12 protein-coding genes and 1 pseudogene are annotated in these 16,915 nt (G+C 60.9%); 3 read left to right on the forward strand and 10 right to left on the reverse strand.

Annotated features, from left to right (window positions below; all coding sequences use genetic code 11):
• Positions 1 to 21: 21 nt before the first annotated feature.
• The 6 genes from ACSQ8V_RS27040 to ACSQ8V_RS27065 form a co-directional block, all read right to left on the reverse strand.
• Positions 22 to 1,632, reverse strand: a complete 1,611-nt coding sequence (locus tag ACSQ8V_RS27040) for an ABC transporter ATP-binding protein (RefSeq protein ID WP_436207747.1) — start codon at positions 1,630 to 1,632, stop codon at positions 22 to 24.
• Positions 1,633 to 1,634: 2 nt separating this feature from the next.
• On the reverse strand, positions 1,635 to 2,327 hold the full coding sequence (biuH, locus tag ACSQ8V_RS27045) for a biuret amidohydrolase (protein ID WP_436207748.1): 693 nt from the start codon (positions 2,325 to 2,327) through the stop codon (positions 1,635 to 1,637).
• 36 nt (positions 2,328 to 2,363) lie between these two features.
• Positions 2,364 to 3,290 carry an ABC transporter permease gene (locus ACSQ8V_RS27050; protein WP_213764531.1) on the reverse strand — a complete coding sequence of 309 codons (927 nt, stop codon included), beginning with the start codon at positions 3,288 to 3,290 and terminating at the stop codon, positions 2,364 to 2,366.
• Positions 3,283 to 4,398: an ABC transporter permease gene (locus tag ACSQ8V_RS27055; protein WP_213764530.1), complete on the reverse strand. Its 1,116-nt coding sequence runs from the start codon at positions 4,396 to 4,398 to the stop codon at positions 3,283 to 3,285. Before ACSQ8V_RS27055 ends, ACSQ8V_RS27050 begins: the two co-directional genes overlap by 8 nt.
• 34 nt (positions 4,399 to 4,432) lie before the next feature.
• Positions 4,433 to 5,530 carry a BMP family ABC transporter substrate-binding protein gene (locus ACSQ8V_RS27060; protein ID WP_436207749.1) on the reverse strand — a complete coding sequence of 366 codons (1,098 nt, stop codon included), beginning with the start codon at positions 5,528 to 5,530 and terminating at the stop codon, positions 4,433 to 4,435.
• A gap of 407 nt (positions 5,531 to 5,937) precedes the next feature.
• Complete coding sequence (locus tag ACSQ8V_RS27065) at positions 5,938 to 7,089, reverse strand: acyltransferase family protein (RefSeq protein ID WP_436207750.1); 1,152 nt, start codon at positions 7,087 to 7,089, stop codon at positions 5,938 to 5,940.
• 191 nt (positions 7,090 to 7,280) lie between these two features.
• Between ACSQ8V_RS27065 and ACSQ8V_RS27070 the strand changes: the two are divergent.
• The 3 genes and pseudogenes from ACSQ8V_RS27070 to zwf all read left to right on the forward strand — a co-directional run.
• Positions 7,281 to 7,454 (forward strand): annotated as a pseudogene (locus tag ACSQ8V_RS27070) (GntT/GntP/DsdX family permease); the annotation flags it as partial.
• Positions 7,455 to 7,649: 195 nt separating this feature from the next.
• Positions 7,650 to 9,455 carry an EAL domain-containing protein gene (locus ACSQ8V_RS27075; protein WP_436207751.1) on the forward strand — a complete coding sequence of 602 codons (1,806 nt, stop codon included), beginning with the start codon at positions 7,650 to 7,652 and terminating at the stop codon, positions 9,453 to 9,455.
• 242 nt (positions 9,456 to 9,697) lie between these two features.
• Positions 9,698 to 11,173 (forward strand): glucose-6-phosphate dehydrogenase, encoded by a 1,476-nt coding sequence (zwf, locus tag ACSQ8V_RS27080; RefSeq protein WP_213764526.1) that lies wholly within the window; start codon positions 9,698 to 9,700, stop codon positions 11,171 to 11,173.
• Between the two features lie 1,115 nt (positions 11,174 to 12,288).
• Here zwf and ACSQ8V_RS27085 read toward each other — a convergent pair.
• From ACSQ8V_RS27085 to ACSQ8V_RS27100, 4 genes are all read right to left on the reverse strand, one after another.
• The gene (locus ACSQ8V_RS27085) at positions 12,289 to 13,644 is read right to left on the reverse strand and encodes a sensor histidine kinase (protein WP_436207752.1); all 1,356 of its coding nucleotides are present in this window, start codon (positions 13,642 to 13,644) and stop codon (positions 12,289 to 12,291) included.
• On the reverse strand, positions 13,634 to 14,311 hold the full coding sequence (locus ACSQ8V_RS27090; RefSeq protein ID WP_213764599.1) for a response regulator transcription factor: 678 nt from the start codon (positions 14,309 to 14,311) through the stop codon (positions 13,634 to 13,636). Before ACSQ8V_RS27090 ends, ACSQ8V_RS27085 begins: the two co-directional genes overlap by 11 nt.
• A 142-nt stretch (positions 14,312 to 14,453) precedes the next feature.
• A complete protein-coding gene (locus tag ACSQ8V_RS27095) occupies positions 14,454 to 15,746 on the reverse strand; it encodes an MFS transporter (RefSeq protein WP_436207753.1) in 1,293 nt (430 codons plus the stop codon).
• Positions 15,747 to 15,861: 115 nt separating this feature from the next.
• Positions 15,862 to 16,851: a quinone oxidoreductase family protein gene (locus ACSQ8V_RS27100; protein WP_213764523.1), complete on the reverse strand. Its 990-nt coding sequence runs from the start codon at positions 16,849 to 16,851 to the stop codon at positions 15,862 to 15,864.
• Between the last annotated feature and the right edge of the window lie 64 nt (positions 16,852 to 16,915).

Consider the following 16,915-nt stretch of genomic DNA (forward strand, 5'->3'; position numbering starts at 1 on the left):
GTTCCCCGCAACGGTTTAGTCTCATTCGATGACCTCCTTCAACGCTTCGGCAACTGGAGCAACCTGGGCCGTCGAGTCGCCATGCCCCGCCATGTAGTGGCCGAGCGTCGCGCGTTCGGCACTCGCCGCAGGCGTCTCATACACGAGTTCCCCCTCCGCGATCACGACAATCCGGTCCGCCAGTTCCAGCAATTCGTCGAGGTCTTCGCTCACGAGCAGGACCGCCGCGCCGGCATCGCGCGCCGCCATGATGCGTGCGTGAATATCTGCCACCGATGCGAAGTCGAGACCGAACACCGGGTTCGCCACAATCAAGACATCGACCGGCTGACCCAGTTCGCGAGCGAGCACCGCGCGCTGGACATTGCCGCCCGACAGCGTGCCGATAGCGCGTTCGGGCAACGGCGGGCGGACGTTGAAATCGTCGATGAGAAGCGCGGCGCGATCCCGCATCGCGCGCCGGTCGAGACGCCAGCCGCCGCGACGCAATGGCGTGCGATCGAAGTCGCGGAGAGCCAGGTTTTGCGCGACGCTCATGTTCGCCACGCACGCGTTTTTAAGCGGCTCTTCAGGGATGGCGAACACACGGCGGCGCGTCATTTCCTCGCGCGTGGCGTGGTACGCGTCACCGGCTATCTCCATCTCACCCGTCTTCACGCGGCGTTGCCCGACCAACGCCTCGACCATCTCTTTCTGACCGTTGCCCGATACCCCCGCGATCCCGAGTATTTCGCCCGATCGAACCTCGAGCGACGCGCGTCTGACCGCGGCATGGCCCCGGTCATCGTCGATAGATATATTCCTCATGGCAAGGCGTATTCGCGCTGCGGGGTCCACCGGCTTGCGCGCGACCCGCTCGGCATTGACCGCGTCCATGACCGCGGTGTCGCGCGTCTCGGCGGCGCCCATCATCAAACCAGCGAGCGCGTCGCGGCTGGTCGCCGATACCGCGCTCGTCCCGACCTGCCTGCCCTTGCGCAGCACGGTCACGTCGTCGGCATACGCCATCACTTCGCGGAACTTGTGCGTGATCATCAGCACGGTCAGCTCGCCGCGCATCGTCAGGTCGCGCATCAGGCCGAGCACTTCATCCGCCTCTTGCGGCGTCAGCACGGAAGTGGGTTCATCGAGAATCAGGAAACGCTGCCGGAGATACAACTGCTTGAGAATTTCGAGCTTCTGCTTTTCTCCGGCGGCAAGGCCAGATACCGGCGCGTCGAGCGGCAGGCGAAACGGCATGCGCTGCATGAACGCATCGAGCGCTTCGCGTTCCGCGGTCCAGTCTATTTTCCAGGGCAGGCTCCCGCGTGCCAGCAGCAGGTTCTCCTCCACCGACAGCCCCGAGGCCAGCGTGAAATGCTGGTACACCATGCCGATACCCAGCGCTTGCGCATCGCGCGGGGAAGCGATGTGAACCTCACGGCCATCGGCCGAAATCTGGCCTTCGTCGAGCAGGCCGTAACCCACCAGCCCTTTCACGAGGGTACTCTTGCCCGCGCCGTTTTCACCGAGCAGCGCGTGAACCGTGCCCGGCCGGACCTTGATGGACACGTTATCCAGCGCACGAAAGGCACCGAACGACTTGCCGGCGTTGTGCACTTCCACCCCTAACGCATGCAAAGGAGTCGACATGGTCAGCCGCCGAGCGTGGTCAGGAGTGCGTTCGAATCGGATACCGCGCCGAACACGCCGCCTTGCATCGTGATCATGTGCAGCGCCGCCTGATGGTTGGCGGGGTCGGTCGCACCACAGCAGTCCGCGAGAACGGTGCATTCGAAACCGCGGTCGTTCGCTTCGCGCATGGTGGTATGGACGCAGACGTCCGTGGTGATCCCTGTCAACACCAGGTTCACGATACCCCGCGTGCGCAGGATCAGCTCGAGATCGGTCGCACAGAACGAGCCCTTGCCAGGTTTATCGATGACAATTTCGCCCGGCAACGGCGCCAGTTCACTGATGATTTCCCAGCCCGGCTCGCCACGCACGAGGATGCGGCCGCACGGGCCGTCGTCGCCAATGCCCACGCCTTCGGTGCCCGCGCGGCGGCTGCGCCAGCGCTTGTTCGCCGGCAGGTCCGACAAATCCGGCCGATGCCCTTCGCGCGTATGAATGATCGTGAAGCCCTGCTCGCGCATCATGGCCATCACGCGCTTGATCGGCTCGATCGGCGCGCGGGTCAGTGACAGGTCATATCCCATCTTGTCGACGTAACCACCGTGGCCGCAGAAATCCGTCTGCATGTCGATCACGACAAGCGCCGTGTTATCCGGGCGCAGGTTGCCATCGAAGGGCCAGGGGTACGGAGAGGCATTAATGAATCGGTTCATGGTCATGGCCGCCTTGAAAATGGGTAAGCAGGTCGTTCAGCGTGTAAGACTCAGCTCGCCCGGTGCGCCGGCAAGCGTGCGGTCCGGACGGCAATTGATGATCATGATGGCGAGCGTGAGCACGTAGGGCGCGGCGTTATACAGGTAATAACCGCTCGTCACGCCAATCGACTGCAACGCTGGCCCGAGCGCCCCCGCTGCGCCGAAAAGCAGCGCGGCCCACAGGCATCGCAACGGTTGCCAGCGCGCAAAAATAACGAGCGCGACGGCCATCAACCCTTGCCCGCTGGAAAGCCCTTCGTTCCAGCTTCCCGGATAAACCAGCGACAAATATGCCCCGCCGATCCCCGCAAAAAATCCGCCCACTGAGGTTGCGATTATGCGAATCCGCGTGAGCGGATAACCCATCGCACGGGCCGTCTCGGCGTGATCGCCGACCAGACGCAAGGTCATGCCCCAGCGCGTCGTGCGCAGCCCCCACTGCAATACGAACGCCAGCACCACGCCGATCACGAACAGCGGGTTGATATGCAGCGCGTTGTGCAATTGCGGAGAACTCGTCCATGTGCCGAGATCGAATGATTGAAGACCCGGCGCCTGCGGTTCGATAAACGGCTTGCCCAGATAAAACGCGAGCCCCGTTCCAAGCAACATGAGCGCGATGCCGAACGCGATGTCCGACACCCGGGGCAGCGAACAGACAAGCCCGTGCAGGCATCCGAGCAGCAAGCCGACCAGCCCGGCCGCGAGCACCCCGGCCCACGGCGAGCCGGTCAGGAAAGAGGCGGCATAACCGCTCATCGCGCCCGACACGAGAATACCCTCAAGCCCGAGATTCACGCGCCCGCCCTTCTCGGTCAGGCATTCGCCCAGGCTCACGAACAAATACGGCGTGCTGACGCGGATCGCGCCGGCGAAGAGGGACAGCAGCAGGATCACGAAGGGCGAATGTGCGTCAGGCATGGGTCTGCTCCATCGGCAAGTTGATGTCGGCGAGTGCGGCGGCTTGCAGTTGCACTCGCCACGCGGCGATCCTCCCGCCCAGCGCTTCCCATGCGAGCAGGTTCGCGAACAGCAAGCCTTGCAGCACGAGCGTGGTGGCGTCGGGAAGATCGAGCCGGCGTTGCAGCAGACTGCCGCTCGCTTCGATCCCGCCGATCATCAACGCGCACACAATGATCGCGAGCGGATTCTGGCGGGCGGCGAAGGCGACGAGAATGCCCGCGTATCCGTAACCGGCGAGCAGCGATGCGTTGGCGCTGCCCTGCACCGCTGCGACTTCGAACATGCCGGCAAGACCCGCCGCCGCGCCGCCGAGCGCGCAGGCGGCCAGCGCGAGCAGGTTCACCGGCAAGCCGACCAGCCGCGCCGCGCGATTGCTGCCGCCGACCACGCGCATCGCAAAGCCCTTGGTGCTGTACTTGACGAAGACCCACGCGCCGATGCACGCAAGAACGCCCCACAGGAGGCCCCAGTGGACCTCCAGGCCCGGGAGCGACCCAATCATCATGGAAGGGGGCACGGGGAGCGTGGAGGGCTTGTTGAGACTTGCCGGGTCGCGCAACGGCCCTTCGACCAGATGCTTGAACAGCGCAATGGCGATGTAAGCCATCAACAGGCTGCTGATGGTTTCATTCACGCCGCGCCATTGCCTTAGCGCGCCGACCGCGCCAATCCAGATCGCGCCCGCCAGCATGCCCGCGAGCGCCATCAACGGCGTGGCAATCAGCCATGGCGTACTGGCCGGGAGCATCTCCGGGACGATGGCCGCGCACATGCCGCCGAGCGCCAGCGCGCCCTCGCCGCCGATCACGATCAACCCGACCTGTGCGGGCAACGCGACGCACAGCGCAGTCAGCATCAGCGGTGAAGCGCGCAACAAAGTGCTTTGCCAGGCGAACGACGAACCGAACGCGCCCTGGAAAATCAGGCCGACGGCATCGAGGACCGGCTGGCCCTGCACCAGCAGGAATAACGAAAACAGCACCAGGGTTCCAACGAGCGCGAGCACCGTCGGGATCGCCGGCAACAAGGCGAGCAGAACGCGGGCAGTCTGGGCATGAGGACGCATCACGGCTCCTTCAGGAGATCAGTATGACTAATCATCAGATCTGGCCGGCCACGCCCGCCACGAGATAATTCATGCTCTCCAGCGTGTAGTCGGTCTGTATGTGGCTCGTTCCGGAGGCGATCGCGACGCCGCCCTTGTTGTCCTTCATCGGCCCCTTGAAGATCACGAAGTCGCCCGCCATCATGCTGCCCTTGATCGCGTCGGCTGCCGTCTTCGCGTCGGGCGTGACCTTCGCGCCGTACGGCGACATCTTGACGAAACCCTCCTTGAGACCGCCGCGCAGCACGTTAGGCTGAGGCTTGCCGGCCTGCGCATCGGCGACGAGCGCCTTGTACGGTGTCGCCCAATCCCACTCGGCGCCGGTGAGATAACCCTTGGGCGCGAGAGCAGCCTGGCTCGCGTGATAGCCGCAACTCATCACGCCGCGCTTCTCCGCCGTTTCCACCACGACCTTCGGACCATCGACGTGGCAGGTGATGACGTCGCAACCCTGATCGACGAGACTGTTGGTCGCTTCCGCTTCCTTCACGGGCATCGACCAGTCGCCGGTGAAAATAACCTGCGTGGTGATGGCCGGATCGACGGACTGCGCGCCGAGCGTGAACGAGTTGATATTGCGCAGCACTTGCGGAATCGGCTTCGCCGCGACAAAGCCGAGCTTCTTGCTCTTGCTCATGTGCCCGGCCACCACGCCATTCAGGTACTGGCATTCATCGATATAACCAAAGTAGCTCGCAATGTTCGGCGGATTGCCTTGCTTCCATAAGCCGCCGCAATGCGCGAACCGGACGTTCGGATACTTGGCGGCCATCTTGAGCACATGCGGATCGAAGTAACCGAACGAGGTCGCGAAAACGAGCGTCGCGCCGTCCTGTTCGATCATCGCTTCCATGGTCTTCTGGACCGCGATGGTCTCGGGCACGTTCTCTTCTTCCACGACCTTGACGTTGGGCAGTTTCTTGATGATTGCCGCCGCCGACGCCTGCGCCTGGTTGTAGCCATAGTCGCCACGCGCACCGACATAGATCACGCCAACCGTTGTGTTGCCCGCGGCAAACGCCGACCGGAACGGGGCCATGGTCGCGAGCGCCAACAGGCTCGCGTCTTTGATAAAAGTGCGGCGGCTAGTCATGTCATTCGACTCCTGGTTAGCGGTTATCGAGCTGTTTTCTGAAGACTGTAGAGATAGGCGATCCAGCGCCGAGAGCCGGCATACCGTACGCGCCACAAGAGCGGCTAACAAAGCCGCGACGCGTGAACGGATTGAATGGATCAGAGGGTCTGGACATGAATTCCGTCTTGAATACAAGATGGAATTCATCAATGCAGGAGCTATGCCAGGAGAAAGGCGCGCTCGCGTTCAACCCCGCCAAGCGTCACGGCACAAGGCTTTGCGCCAATCACGCGGGCTCCGCGCATTGGCTTGCTGAGTGCCCGGTGCTTTAGCTGCTGGTGCGCGATGCACCGTCGAGTAACGTGCGCGCACAAAAGCGGCGCTTGTAAGCGCCGAGAATCACAAGCCATCCTGAACAGTTCGGGTCAGGACGCCTGGTTCGCTCGCGAGGACGCGAGCGCACTTCGTCCCGTCAGGAATTTCCCCAGATAAATCGACGGACGCTCCACCACGAAGTGAGTCACGGCGGCAACGGGAATGACAAGCAACGCCGCTGTCATGATCGAGCGCCATGCCGGAACCGAAGCAGGCATTAGATGGATTACTGTAAGGAGAACGACAGTATGGGTCAGATAGAGACTGTAGGAGATCGTGCCCAGGAATACGATCGGGCGTCTGGCCAGCGCCAACGTGAAGCGCCTGGATACGATTGCCGTACAGGTGATACCCGCAGCACCCGCCACGACACACCAGTCGAAAATGTACTGGCCCAGGACACCCGACGTAATCGACATTATCGAGCGCGACAGGAAATAGAGCGTGACCGAAGCTGCGAGGACGAGCATGGTTCGATCGCCCTTCGCTAGCCATTGTTGCCAGCCCACGCGGTGGAAAGCCAGCGTCGCACCGACGATGAACATCCCCAGGTAATGCGCCGTCATCGCCCACTCGCCACTGAAACTTGGGCTGCTGGTCACGTCCGTATTTCGCCCCATCGCGAACGCGAAGGAAACCAGGGAAATACCCAGCGCCGCCGCCAGACACGTGCGTGCAGAAACGCGCCTGACGCAATATACGACCAGCGGCATCATCAATGAGATACGCATTTCGTAGATCAAGGACCAGATAACGGGAAGCACGCGATTGGCTTTATATTGTCCGATGAATAACAAATGCTCCAGTATTTCGCCGCCAGAGAATGATCCGGTCCATATATGGTTGAACCATGAACCGGCCCATTTAACGGGCTCTATATTGATCAGATAAATGGCCGAAAAAGCGGCAAACAACACAACGAGATAAGGCAGGTAGATCCGGCAAATCCGCTTGATCACATAGTCGCGATACGTAATGCGGCGGTCCGATATTAACTGGAGGGTCAGGACAAATCCGCTAAGTATGAAGAATAAGATGACCGCTTCATGGCCGAGCGCCAGCACGCGCAACGGTGACCTGGGTATCCACCGGAGCGGGCCGACCAATACAAAATGATTAATGACGACCATCAGGGCAGCTATGCCGCGCAATGCATCCAACTGAGGATAATGGCGACCGCGAAAAGGACTTGTTTCATTCATCCGATAAATACCTTGAAGTGGTGGTTATGGGTGAGTGATGCCAATGTTCGGTTGATACGCTCTACCAAATTAATTATTTGGTAAAGGAAAGTTTAATTGGCGGCTGAATAGCCAATTCGATCCGTATTACTTTCTAATATTTTTTTACTTTATTGCCGATGAATCCGGCACGAACACGCGTAGTTTTTGCCAGCGTGATTCAGGCAGCTTCATATTGGAACCTGGAGTACGTCGGCATGACCGTGACGCAGACGTTCAAGACGTGGACCGTGTGCGAAACGATTATTTCGGTGTTCACGCCGGGGTTGTCGATGGTGCCTTGTTGCGGATCGTATGGAACAACGTCTCCTGGTCTTCGGTATTGATCTTTCTCCGCAGCCGGCTTATCGGCAGATGCGCGCCACATTGATCAAAAATGCGGACGCATCCCACCGCAATCTGCTGTCGAGACCCAAGGAACAGCCCGCAAGCCCGCACCCCCTTGGTGCTCCAAGTCATCAAAGGTTCATTCAACTCGTCCACTGTCGCGCCGTTAAGTCAGTCAGATCAACGGAATTCCCATGCAATTCTCTACCCTCCATGTCACACACGGCGCGCCATCGACGGTCGACGCGTTGATTGCCGACCGTGCGTTGTGGGCGGTATTTCAGCCTATCGTGCATCTTTCCGATGGCGAAATTGCGGGCCATGAAGGGCTCATCCGCGGCCCGGCGGACACCTGGCTGGAAACTCCGCGCGGCTTGTTCGCACAGGCGCAGCAGGAAGGGTCGGCACACCGGCTGGAGATAGCGGCGGCACAGGTATGTTGCGAGTCCTTTGCCCGCCTCAACGGCAGCGGCCTGCTGTTCGTCAACGCAAGCGCCGCCGTAATCGAAGCAAGCATCGGCGAGGGCGACGGCATTGCCAATCTGCTCGGCGCCAGTGCGCTTGCGCCCGAGCGCGTCGTGATCGAACTGACCGAGCAGAGCGTCATTGCCGACCTTGATCGTTTCGACGCGACCGTTCGCGCATTGCGCGCAAGCGGGGCCGCGTTCGCGCTGGACGACTACGGCAGCGCGAACGCGAACATGAATCTCTGGGTACGGCTCGCACCCGGTTACGTGAAGATCGACCGGTTTTTCATCGACAACATCGCACTCGACCCGATGAAATTCGAGGCCGTCAAAGCGATGGCCGCATTTGCAAGAGCCAGCGGCGCCGAGCTGATTGCAGAGGGCATCGAGCGACCAGCAGATCTGGGAATTGTCCGCGACCTGGGCATTACGTATGGACAAGGGTTCTTGCTGGGGCGCCCGGCGGCACTGCCCAGTCAGGCATTGCCCGCGCCCATCCTGCACTTGCTGCGCTCGTCCCGGATCACTGTCTATCCCTCGCATACCCATACGCACCGCGAGTCACGCGCGAGCGGATTTGAACTCGACCGGATGCTGATTCTCGCGCCCTCGTTGCCGCTGGACGCGCGCAACGATCACGTGGTCGACCTGTTCAACGCGGCGCCGGACTTGCACGCGGTAGCGATCATCGACGACGGCCGGCCGGTCGCGCTTATCAATCGCCGCGCCTTCATGGACCAGTACGCGCTGCCTTATCATCGCGAGCTGTTTGGCAAACGGCCTTGCCTTCAGTTTGCCAATCCGGCGCCGCTGGTGGTCGAGCGTTACGCCACGCTGGAGCAGGTGGCGCATATGCTTGCCAACGACGACCTGCGTTATCTCTCCGACGGTCTCATCATCACCGACGCAGGCCGCTACGTAGGGCTCGCCACCGGGGAGCGGCTGGTGCGCGCCGTGACGGACATCCGGCTGGAAGCGGCACGTTATGCCAACCCGCTGACGTTTCTTCCCGGCAACGTGCCGATCAATTCGCATGTCGAGCGGCTGATCGACAATGGCGTCGACTTCGTGGCGTGTTACGTCGATCTCGACGACTTCAAGCCATTCAACGACTGCTATGGTTATTGGCAAGGCGACGAAGTGCTCAAGGCGGCCGCTGCGGCGCTACGCTCGGTCTGCGAACCAGCGAGCGATTTTCTTGGGCATATCGGGGGCGACGACTTCCTGATGCTGTTTCAAAGTGCGGACTGGCGCAACCGCAGCCTCCAGGCCATTGACCACTTCAATCAAGAGGTCAAACGTTTTTACTCACCGGAAGACCGGCTTGCGGGCGGCATCTACAGCGAAGACCGGAGCCGGCACCGGCAGTTCTTCGGCTTCGTCACCATGTCCATTGGCGCAGTCAGGGTAGCTGCGGGAACGGCGCGCATCTGCGAGGAAATAGGCACAGTCGCGGCTGTTGCCAAGCGTCGCGTCAAGAAGGAAAAGACCGGGATCGTCGCGATCGATTTTGCTCATCACCGGTCCGTCTGATTATTCCGCACGCGGCGTCCGCTGCATGCTTACACTAAAGTTACATGCGCGCCGTTGCATCGCTCCCCGACCGGTCGGACGTTTTTTCTCCAGTATTCTGATGATCGCGAACGGAGCGGCCGCTCGCATGCGTGAACCAAGCCTGTTTAAAGCGTAACTGGTATAACGACATACTTAGCGTCGCACACGGCCCGCTCCGCGGAGCGCAATTCTGACAGCAAACTCGCGATTCCTTACGCACCATGACCACTCAAACTCATTCAGCCGCGCCCGATCTTCCTGTCGACATGATCATCTTCGGCGGCGGCGGCGACCTGTCCGCACGCAAGCTCCTGCCCGCTCTCTACATGGCGCATTTGCACGGCAACCTGCCTGTGCAGACCCGCATTATCGCGATCGGCCGCCGTGACTGGTCGCGCGAGCAGTACGTGCAATTCGTGGAAGAGCAATCGAAACCGTTCGTCGACAAGAAGGCGCTCGATCCGCAAGCGTGGGACAGTTTCCTGGCGCTCTTCGATTACGTGCGCATCAACATTGATTCGGCAAGCGACTATCTGCGGCTGGCGGAAGTTGCGCGCAGGGAGGTATGCCGCGTGTTTTATCTCGCGACGTCGCCGGACCTGTTCACGACCATCTGCGACAACCTCGCGGCCGCCGGTTTGGTCGACGGCAACTCGCGCGTCGTGCTGGAAAAACCGCTCGGCCATGATCTTGCCTCGGCGCAAGCGATCAATGCTTCCGTCGGCCGTCATTTCGCCGAAGCGCAGATTTATCGCATCGATCATTACCTCGGCAAGGAAACGGTGCAGAACCTGATGGTCCTGCGTTTCGGCAACGCGATCTTCGGTCCGCTATGGCAGGCTCCGTATATCAAGAGCGTGCAGATCACGGTGGCGGAAACGGTGGGCGTGGGCAGCCGTGCGGGCTTCTACGACCAGACCGGCGCGCTGCGCGACATGGTGCAGAACCACTTGCTGCAACTGCTGTGCATCGTGGCCATGGAGCCGCCTGTGTCGCTCGATCCCGATGCCGTGCGCGATGAAAAGCTCAAGGTGCTGCGTTCGCTGCGCAAGATGACCGTCTCCGATATTGCCCGCGATACCGTGCGTGGCCAGTACAGTCCGGGCGCGATTGGCGGCGAGCCGGTCAAGGGTTACATGGAAGAGGACAACGTGCCGGTGGAGAGCCGTGCCGAGACCTTCGTCGCCATTCGCGCGCATATCAACAACTGGCGTTGGGCGAATGTGCCGTTCTTCCTGCGTACGGGCAAGCGCTTGCAGAAGAAGCAATCGGAGATCGTGATCGACTTCGCCGACCTGCCGTTCTCGATCATTCCCAGCGGGCCGCGCAACTATGGCAACCGGCTGATCATCCAGTTGCAACCGGAGGAATCCATCCAGTTGCAGATGCTCGCGAAGGAGCCCGGCAGCGGCATGCATATGCTGCCGGTGAATCTGAATCTGGATTTGCAGCAGGCCTTCACCGAGCGTCGCGCGGAAGCGTACGAGCGGCTGTTGATCGATGTGATGCGCGGTCGCCTGACGCATTTCATGCGCCGTGATGAACTCGAAGCGGCGTGGGCGTGGGTGGAGCCGATCCTCGACGGCTGGAAGGAACTGAACGACCGGCCGCGCACCTACACGGCCGGCACGTTCGGCCCGGCCGCCTCTTCGGCGCTGATGGCGCGGGAGAACATGGCCTGGGCTGAAGAGGCTTAAAAGGGGTTTTCGTTCGCACTCGGGTTGGGTTTTTTGGGGGCGATGCTGGGTTGCGGGTTGGCGGGCGGGGTTTTGGGGTGCCGGGTTGGTCGGTTCTGGGGTTAGTGGTCGGGGTCAATGCCGGGTTGGTGCTTTCAGTGTTAGTGGTCTGCGAGAGTCGGATTTTCTCTTTATCACTATTAGCCACTGTGCGTGGCGGCACGTCATTTCTTTGTCCAAAGCGACAAAGAAACGAAGCAAAGAAAACGCTTTTAAACCACGCTACCCTAAGTGTCCACAGCGTGCAGTTTTCATTCATAGGTGCCCCAAAAGCACGGTGCTCGCCAGAGCCTGGAATGTTTGAACCCCTCCTTCTCGCGAATCCTGACACGAACACGCTTCGCCCCGTACGCTCTCGGGCAAGCACAATTGCTAAGGAACCCGCTCGGCCCCACCCGCATTTAAGGCTTCGTTTCTTGGTAGGTTCGGTGAGTGGCTTGCGCTGGAGGACCCCCGTGGCCAACTTCGCCAATCACAGCCTAATGTGTATTTACCGCTTCAACCTTCGGCTGGTCGGTTGCATGGAATTCGTCCGTTACGGCCTCACGCATCCTGCGGCCTCGTTTCAACGTAGGTTGGCGAGGTAGTTCGTCGTGCATACAAATTAGTAGTCGGTCGTCCGCGGATAGCGCGGGGTGCTCCTTGGGCAGGTTCAATCACTGGTGGCGAAGCGTGTGGGTATCGGTGTTCGGAGAAAGAGGGGTTCACACATCCGTGGCTCTGGCGAGCACCGTGCTTTTGGGGCACCCATGAATCAAAACTGCACGCTGTGGACACTTAGGGTAGCGTGTTTTAAAAGCGCTTTCTTTGCTTCGTTTCTTTGTCGCTTTGGACAAAGAAATGACGTGCCGCCACGCACAGTGGCTAATAGTGATAAAGAGAAAATCCGACTCTTGCAGACCACTAACACTGAAAGCAGCAATCCGGCATAGACTCAGACCGCTAACCCTGGAACCTAGCAACCCAGCACTAACCCCGACCGCTAACCCCAGAACCGACCACCCCGGCACTGACCCCGGACCACTAACCCCAAAACCGTCCCCCCGCCACCCCAACTCCCCCGAGTGCGAACGCCCCTAAAGCGAAAACCGCACCTCGGCCGCAAGACCCTTGCCACCCGGGCCGTCATCAAGCCTGATGCTCGCCCGGTGCGCCCGCACGATCTCACGCACGATGGCAAGGCCTAGCCCGCTGCCCTCCTCCCCCGATGCCCTGAAGAACGGCTCGAACACGCGATCGCGGACATCGGCGGGAATGCCAGGACCGTCGTCAGTGACGGCAAGCACAATCGTCTTCTCGCGCCGCTCGATCAGCAACGTCACGTGACCTGACGCGGGGGTGTATCGAATAGCATTGTCGACCAGGTTGAACACCAGCACCGACAATAAACGCGCGTTCCCTAATACGATCGCGTCGTCGGCAAGCTGCGCGGCCAGCTCGATCCCCCGACGTTGCGCCAGCAGCGCCAGCTCTTCAATCACGGTTGTCGCGACTTCGCGCAAATCGACACGCTCGCCCTCGAAATGGCTGTAATCAGCGGTCTCGGCTTGCGCGAGCAACAGCAACTGATTCGTCAGCGACACCAACGCCCCATTGCTCTTGTGCATGGCCGACAAGGTCTCTTTTACCGTGGCGAGATCGTCATGGCGTCGGGCGTATTGCAGTTGCGCACCGAGCAACGTCAGCGGCGTTCTCAACTGATGCGCGGCATGCGCAATGAAACGGCGCTGCATGGCGGTCTGCCGCTCGATCCTCGCAATGCACTGATTGATCGCATCCACAATAGGCCGCAGCTCGCTCTGAAGATGCTCCGAGCGCAACGGCACGAGTTCGTTCGGCGCCCGGTCGCGCACGTCGTTAGTCAGCGCCATCAGATGCCGCAACTCGAACGTCAGGCCGACGCACACCAGCACAATTGCAATCGCAATGATCTCCGCGAAATGCTGCAGTTGCGGTCGCCATAACTCGGTCGCCAATGCATCGCGCTCCAGTTCCGTACGGCCCACCGAAACAAGGATGCGCTTGCTCTCGCCAGAGTCGTACATCGGCCGGATGATGGAAACTGCCCGCACCGGTTGACCGTCGATCTCGGTGTCGTACCAGCCGGCTGAACTCGGCGGCTCGACCTGCTCAAGATCCGACGTGCCCGCAATCGCCGGTCCGTCAATCACGCGGATACGAAAAAACACCCGGTCGCCATAGGGCGAACTCAGGATTTCGATTGCGCTCGGCGAGATGTCGGCGTGCAGGAAACTGTCGTCCCACTTGACGTCGCCGGCCATCACGCGCGCAGACGCGAGCAACGCATTGTCCTGGATCAGGCTCGCGGTTTTCTGAGCGCCTTCACGGGCCATGTAACCCGCGGCGAGCACATAGACCGTCAGCGGCAGCAGCAACCACAGCAGAAGCCGCAGGCGCAGGCTATTCGTCATCGCTGCTGGCTTGCAACAGATAACCCAGGCCCCGGAGCGTAATGATGGTGGCGGTACTTTTCTCGAGCTTCTTGCGCAGCCGGGAGACGTATATCTCGATGGCGTCTTCGCTCGTGTGGGTAGTCGAACTGCCGAGGGAATCGGCCAGCATCGGCTTGGAGACCGTTTTCTTGGCCTTGAGGATCAGGGTCTCTAGCACGGCATGCTCTCTCGGTGTCAGGCTCAGCACTTCGCCCGCTACCGAGAACTGCCGCCGGTCGATATCGTAGGAAAGATCGCCGCAGCGCGTGCTGTTGGAACGCGAAGGCAACTGCCGCCGCACCAGTACCTTGACCCGTGCGACCAGCTCGCGCGCATCGAACGGCTTGACGACGTAGTCGTCCGCACCGGCGCTCAGGCAAATCACCTTTTCATCCACGGAACCACTGGCGGTCAGGATCAGCACCGGCGTGTGGTCGCCCCGTTCTCTCAGCCGCCGCAACACGCCCTTGCCGGACAGGTTAGGCAAGTTGAGATCGAGCAGCACGACGTCGTAGCGCGTGGTGCGCAGGAACCGGTCGGCCGCGTCGCCGTCGCTGACGCGATCGAGCACAAAACCATCGTCTTCCAGAATCTTAGCGAGCCAGTGAGCCAGTTGCTCATTGTCCTCGACCAGCAGTAGCTTCATCACGTTCACCGCGTTATGCGTGGGCATTGTCCGTCGACCCGGCATAGGCGTGATTCGAATGAGCCTCACGCCACGCCGGTCCACGGCCCTCAGGCGAAGTGTATCTCGCTCGGGGCGTGGTCATGGCGTCGTGCGGTGCCCGTCAAGCGGTCTTGTACTGACTGCGCGCTTCCGTGGATCGATACAGCACCAGCGTCGCGATCAACCCGCAGACCGCGGCAACGGCCATCCACGCGCCCGGCGCCGCCTTGTTGCCGGTCGCGTGAATCAGATACGTGGAAATGGCAGGCGTGAACCCGCCGATAGTCGTCGCCAGGCTATACGCCAGCGAAAAACCCGTCGTCCGTACTTCGACCGGCATGACTTCGGTGAGCGCCACGACCATCGCGCCGTTGTAGCTGCCGTACAAGAACGAGAGCCACAACTCCACGCCGAGCAGGCGCAGGAACGATGGATCGGCGACCAGCCACTGTACCGCCGGATACGACGTGAGAATGGTAAGGACCGTGAAGAACAGCAGCACCGGGCGGCGTCCCACACGATCAGACAACGCACCCGAGAGCGGCAGCCAAACTAGGTTCGACAAGCCCACGAAAACCGTCACCACCAACGCATCGATAGAAGAAAGCTTGAGCACTTCCTTGCCGAAGGTCGGCGTATAAGCCGTGATCATGTAGAACGACACCGTGGTCATGATGACCATGCCCATGCCGGCGAGCACAATGCCCCAGTTCGAGAGCATCGACTTCATGATCTCGCCCATCTGCGGACGATGCTTGCGTGCAAGGAACTCTTCAGTTTCCTGCAGCGAACGGCGAATGATGAACAGGAACGGAACGATCAGGCAGCCGATGATGAATGGCACGCGCCATCCCCAGGAAGTCATCTGGTCGGGCGGCAGGATGCGGCTCATGCCCACGCCGATCAACGCCGCAAACACCACGGCCACCTGCTGGCTACCCGACTGCCACGAGCAGTAGAAGCCCTTGTTGCCCTTGGTCGCGATTTCGGAGAGATACACCGACACGCCGCCGAGTTCCACGCCGGCCGAGAAGCCTTGCAGCAAACGTCCGAGCAACACGATGATCGGCGCCAGCACGCCAATGGTCGCGTACCCCGGAATCACCGCGACCAGCAAGGTGCCGGCTGCCATCATGGCCAGCGTGAGGATCAGGCCCTTGCGCCGGCCGTGATGATCGATATACGCACCGAGCACAATTGCACCAATTGGCCGCATCAGGAAGCCCGCGCCGAACACGGACAGCGCCAGCATCAGCGACGCAAATTCGTTACCGCTCGGGAAGTAGGTCTTGGCAATGGCCGAGGCGTAATAGCCGTAGACCATGAAGTCGTACATTTCGAGGAAGTTGCCGCTGACGACCCGAAATACCGATTTGAATTTCGAGTCGTTGGCAGACGTAGCGTGTGAGGACATGAACTTGACCTTCTCAAAGGATGCGGCGTGCCGGCGCACGATGGCGACAACAGTCACTGCATTCGATAACAATTAACCACGGCCGGCGCGAGTGCGACGGACGCATTGGTGATGCCTATCCAATCATCAATACCGACTTGCCCACCTGGCGCCGTGCCTCAAGCTCGGCATGCGCCTCTTCAACCTGATCGAACGTATAGCGGGCGCTGATGGAGATGCTGAGCGAGCCATCGGCCAGCGCGGCGAACACGTCGTCGGCGCGGCGCTGCACGGTTTGCGCGTCGGCGAGATGATCGGCCAGCCGCGGACGCGTCAGGAACAACGAGCCGCTTTCGCCCAGTTCGATGGGATCGAGGTCGTTCAACGAACCCGACACCGATCCATAATTGACAACCAGTCCACGCACGCGCGTCGCGCGGAAACTGTCGCGCAGCGTCGTGCGGCCGACTGCGTCATACACCACATCCACGCCCCGGCCGCCGGTCGCTTCCCGCACACGATCAGCAAAGCGGCCATCGTCGTAAAGCATCACGTGGTCCGCACCGAGCTTGCGCGCGACATCCGCCTTCTGCTCGCTGCTGGTAGTGGCAAACACCGTCGCGCCGCGACGCTTGGCAAACTGGACCAGCAACTGGCCGATACCGCCGGACGCCGCATGGATCAGGCACGTGGTGCCGGCGCTCACATGGCCGACATCGTCGATCAGGTAATGAGCAGTCGATCCCTGGAAGATAGCGGCGGCGGCGAGGTCAAAGGGAATCCAATCGGGAATTCGCGCGAGCCGTGCTGCTGGTACGACGGCATAATCGGCGTAAGCGCCCCACGAAATACACCACGCGACTCGCTCTCCCAGTTCGAACGACGTCACGCCCGGGCCGGTTTTAACCACGTCGCCGGAACCTTCCATGCCAAGCGTGCACGGAATTCTCACGGGGTACGTCCGCGACGCCTTGTATTTCCCCTGGCGCGTGTGGATATCCATGAAGTTGATACCGGCGCATCTGACCTTGACCAGCACCTCGCCATGCCCCGGTTCAGGAACTTCGATATCCTGACGAATCAGGACTTCGGGGCCGCCGTACTGTTCTATGCGTATCGCTTTCATGGCATCGCTTCGAATAGAGGGAAATGAGTCGCCGGTTCCACGTTATTGTTTCGACGTTATTGTT

This window comes from Caballeronia sp. LjRoot31 (assembly GCF_964253885.1).
Lineage (GTDB): Bacteria > Pseudomonadota > Gammaproteobacteria > Burkholderiales > Burkholderiaceae > Caballeronia.

What these genes read in the sequence shown, in the direction of transcription:
- ACSQ8V_RS27040 (WP_436207747.1), bottom strand. Translation starts at nt 1,632, where the DNA reads ATGTCGACTCCTTTGCATGCGTTAGGGGTGGAAGTGCACAACGCCGGC.
- biuH (WP_436207748.1), bottom strand. Translation starts at nt 2,327, where the DNA reads ATGAACCGATTCATTAATGCCTCTCCGTACCCCTGGCCCTTCGATGGC.
- ACSQ8V_RS27050 (WP_213764531.1), bottom strand. Translation starts at nt 3,290, where the DNA reads ATGCCTGACGCACATTCGCCCTTCGTGATCCTGCTGCTGTCCCTCTTC.
- ACSQ8V_RS27055 (WP_213764530.1), bottom strand. Translation starts at nt 4,398, where the DNA reads ATGCGTCCTCATGCCCAGACTGCCCGCGTTCTGCTCGCCTTGTTGCCG.
- ACSQ8V_RS27060 (WP_436207749.1), bottom strand. Translation starts at nt 5,530, where the DNA reads ATGACTAGCCGCCGCACTTTTATCAAAGACGCGAGCCTGTTGGCGCTC.
- ACSQ8V_RS27065 (WP_436207750.1), bottom strand. Translation starts at nt 7,089, where the DNA reads ATGAATGAAACAAGTCCTTTTCGCGGTCGCCATTATCCTCAGTTGGAT.
- ACSQ8V_RS27075 (WP_436207751.1), top strand. Translation starts at nt 7,650, where the DNA reads ATGCAATTCTCTACCCTCCATGTCACACACGGCGCGCCATCGACGGTC.
- zwf (WP_213764526.1), top strand. Translation starts at nt 9,698, where the DNA reads ATGACCACTCAAACTCATTCAGCCGCGCCCGATCTTCCTGTCGACATG.
- ACSQ8V_RS27085 (WP_436207752.1), bottom strand. Translation starts at nt 13,644, where the DNA reads ATGACGAATAGCCTGCGCCTGCGGCTTCTGCTGTGGTTGCTGCTGCCG.
- ACSQ8V_RS27090 (WP_213764599.1), bottom strand. Translation starts at nt 14,311, where the DNA reads ATGAAGCTACTGCTGGTCGAGGACAATGAGCAACTGGCTCACTGGCTC.
- ACSQ8V_RS27095 (WP_436207753.1), bottom strand. Translation starts at nt 15,746, where the DNA reads ATGTCCTCACACGCTACGTCTGCCAACGACTCGAAATTCAAATCGGTA.
- ACSQ8V_RS27100 (WP_213764523.1), bottom strand. Translation starts at nt 16,851, where the DNA reads ATGAAAGCGATACGCATAGAACAGTACGGCGGCCCCGAAGTCCTGATT.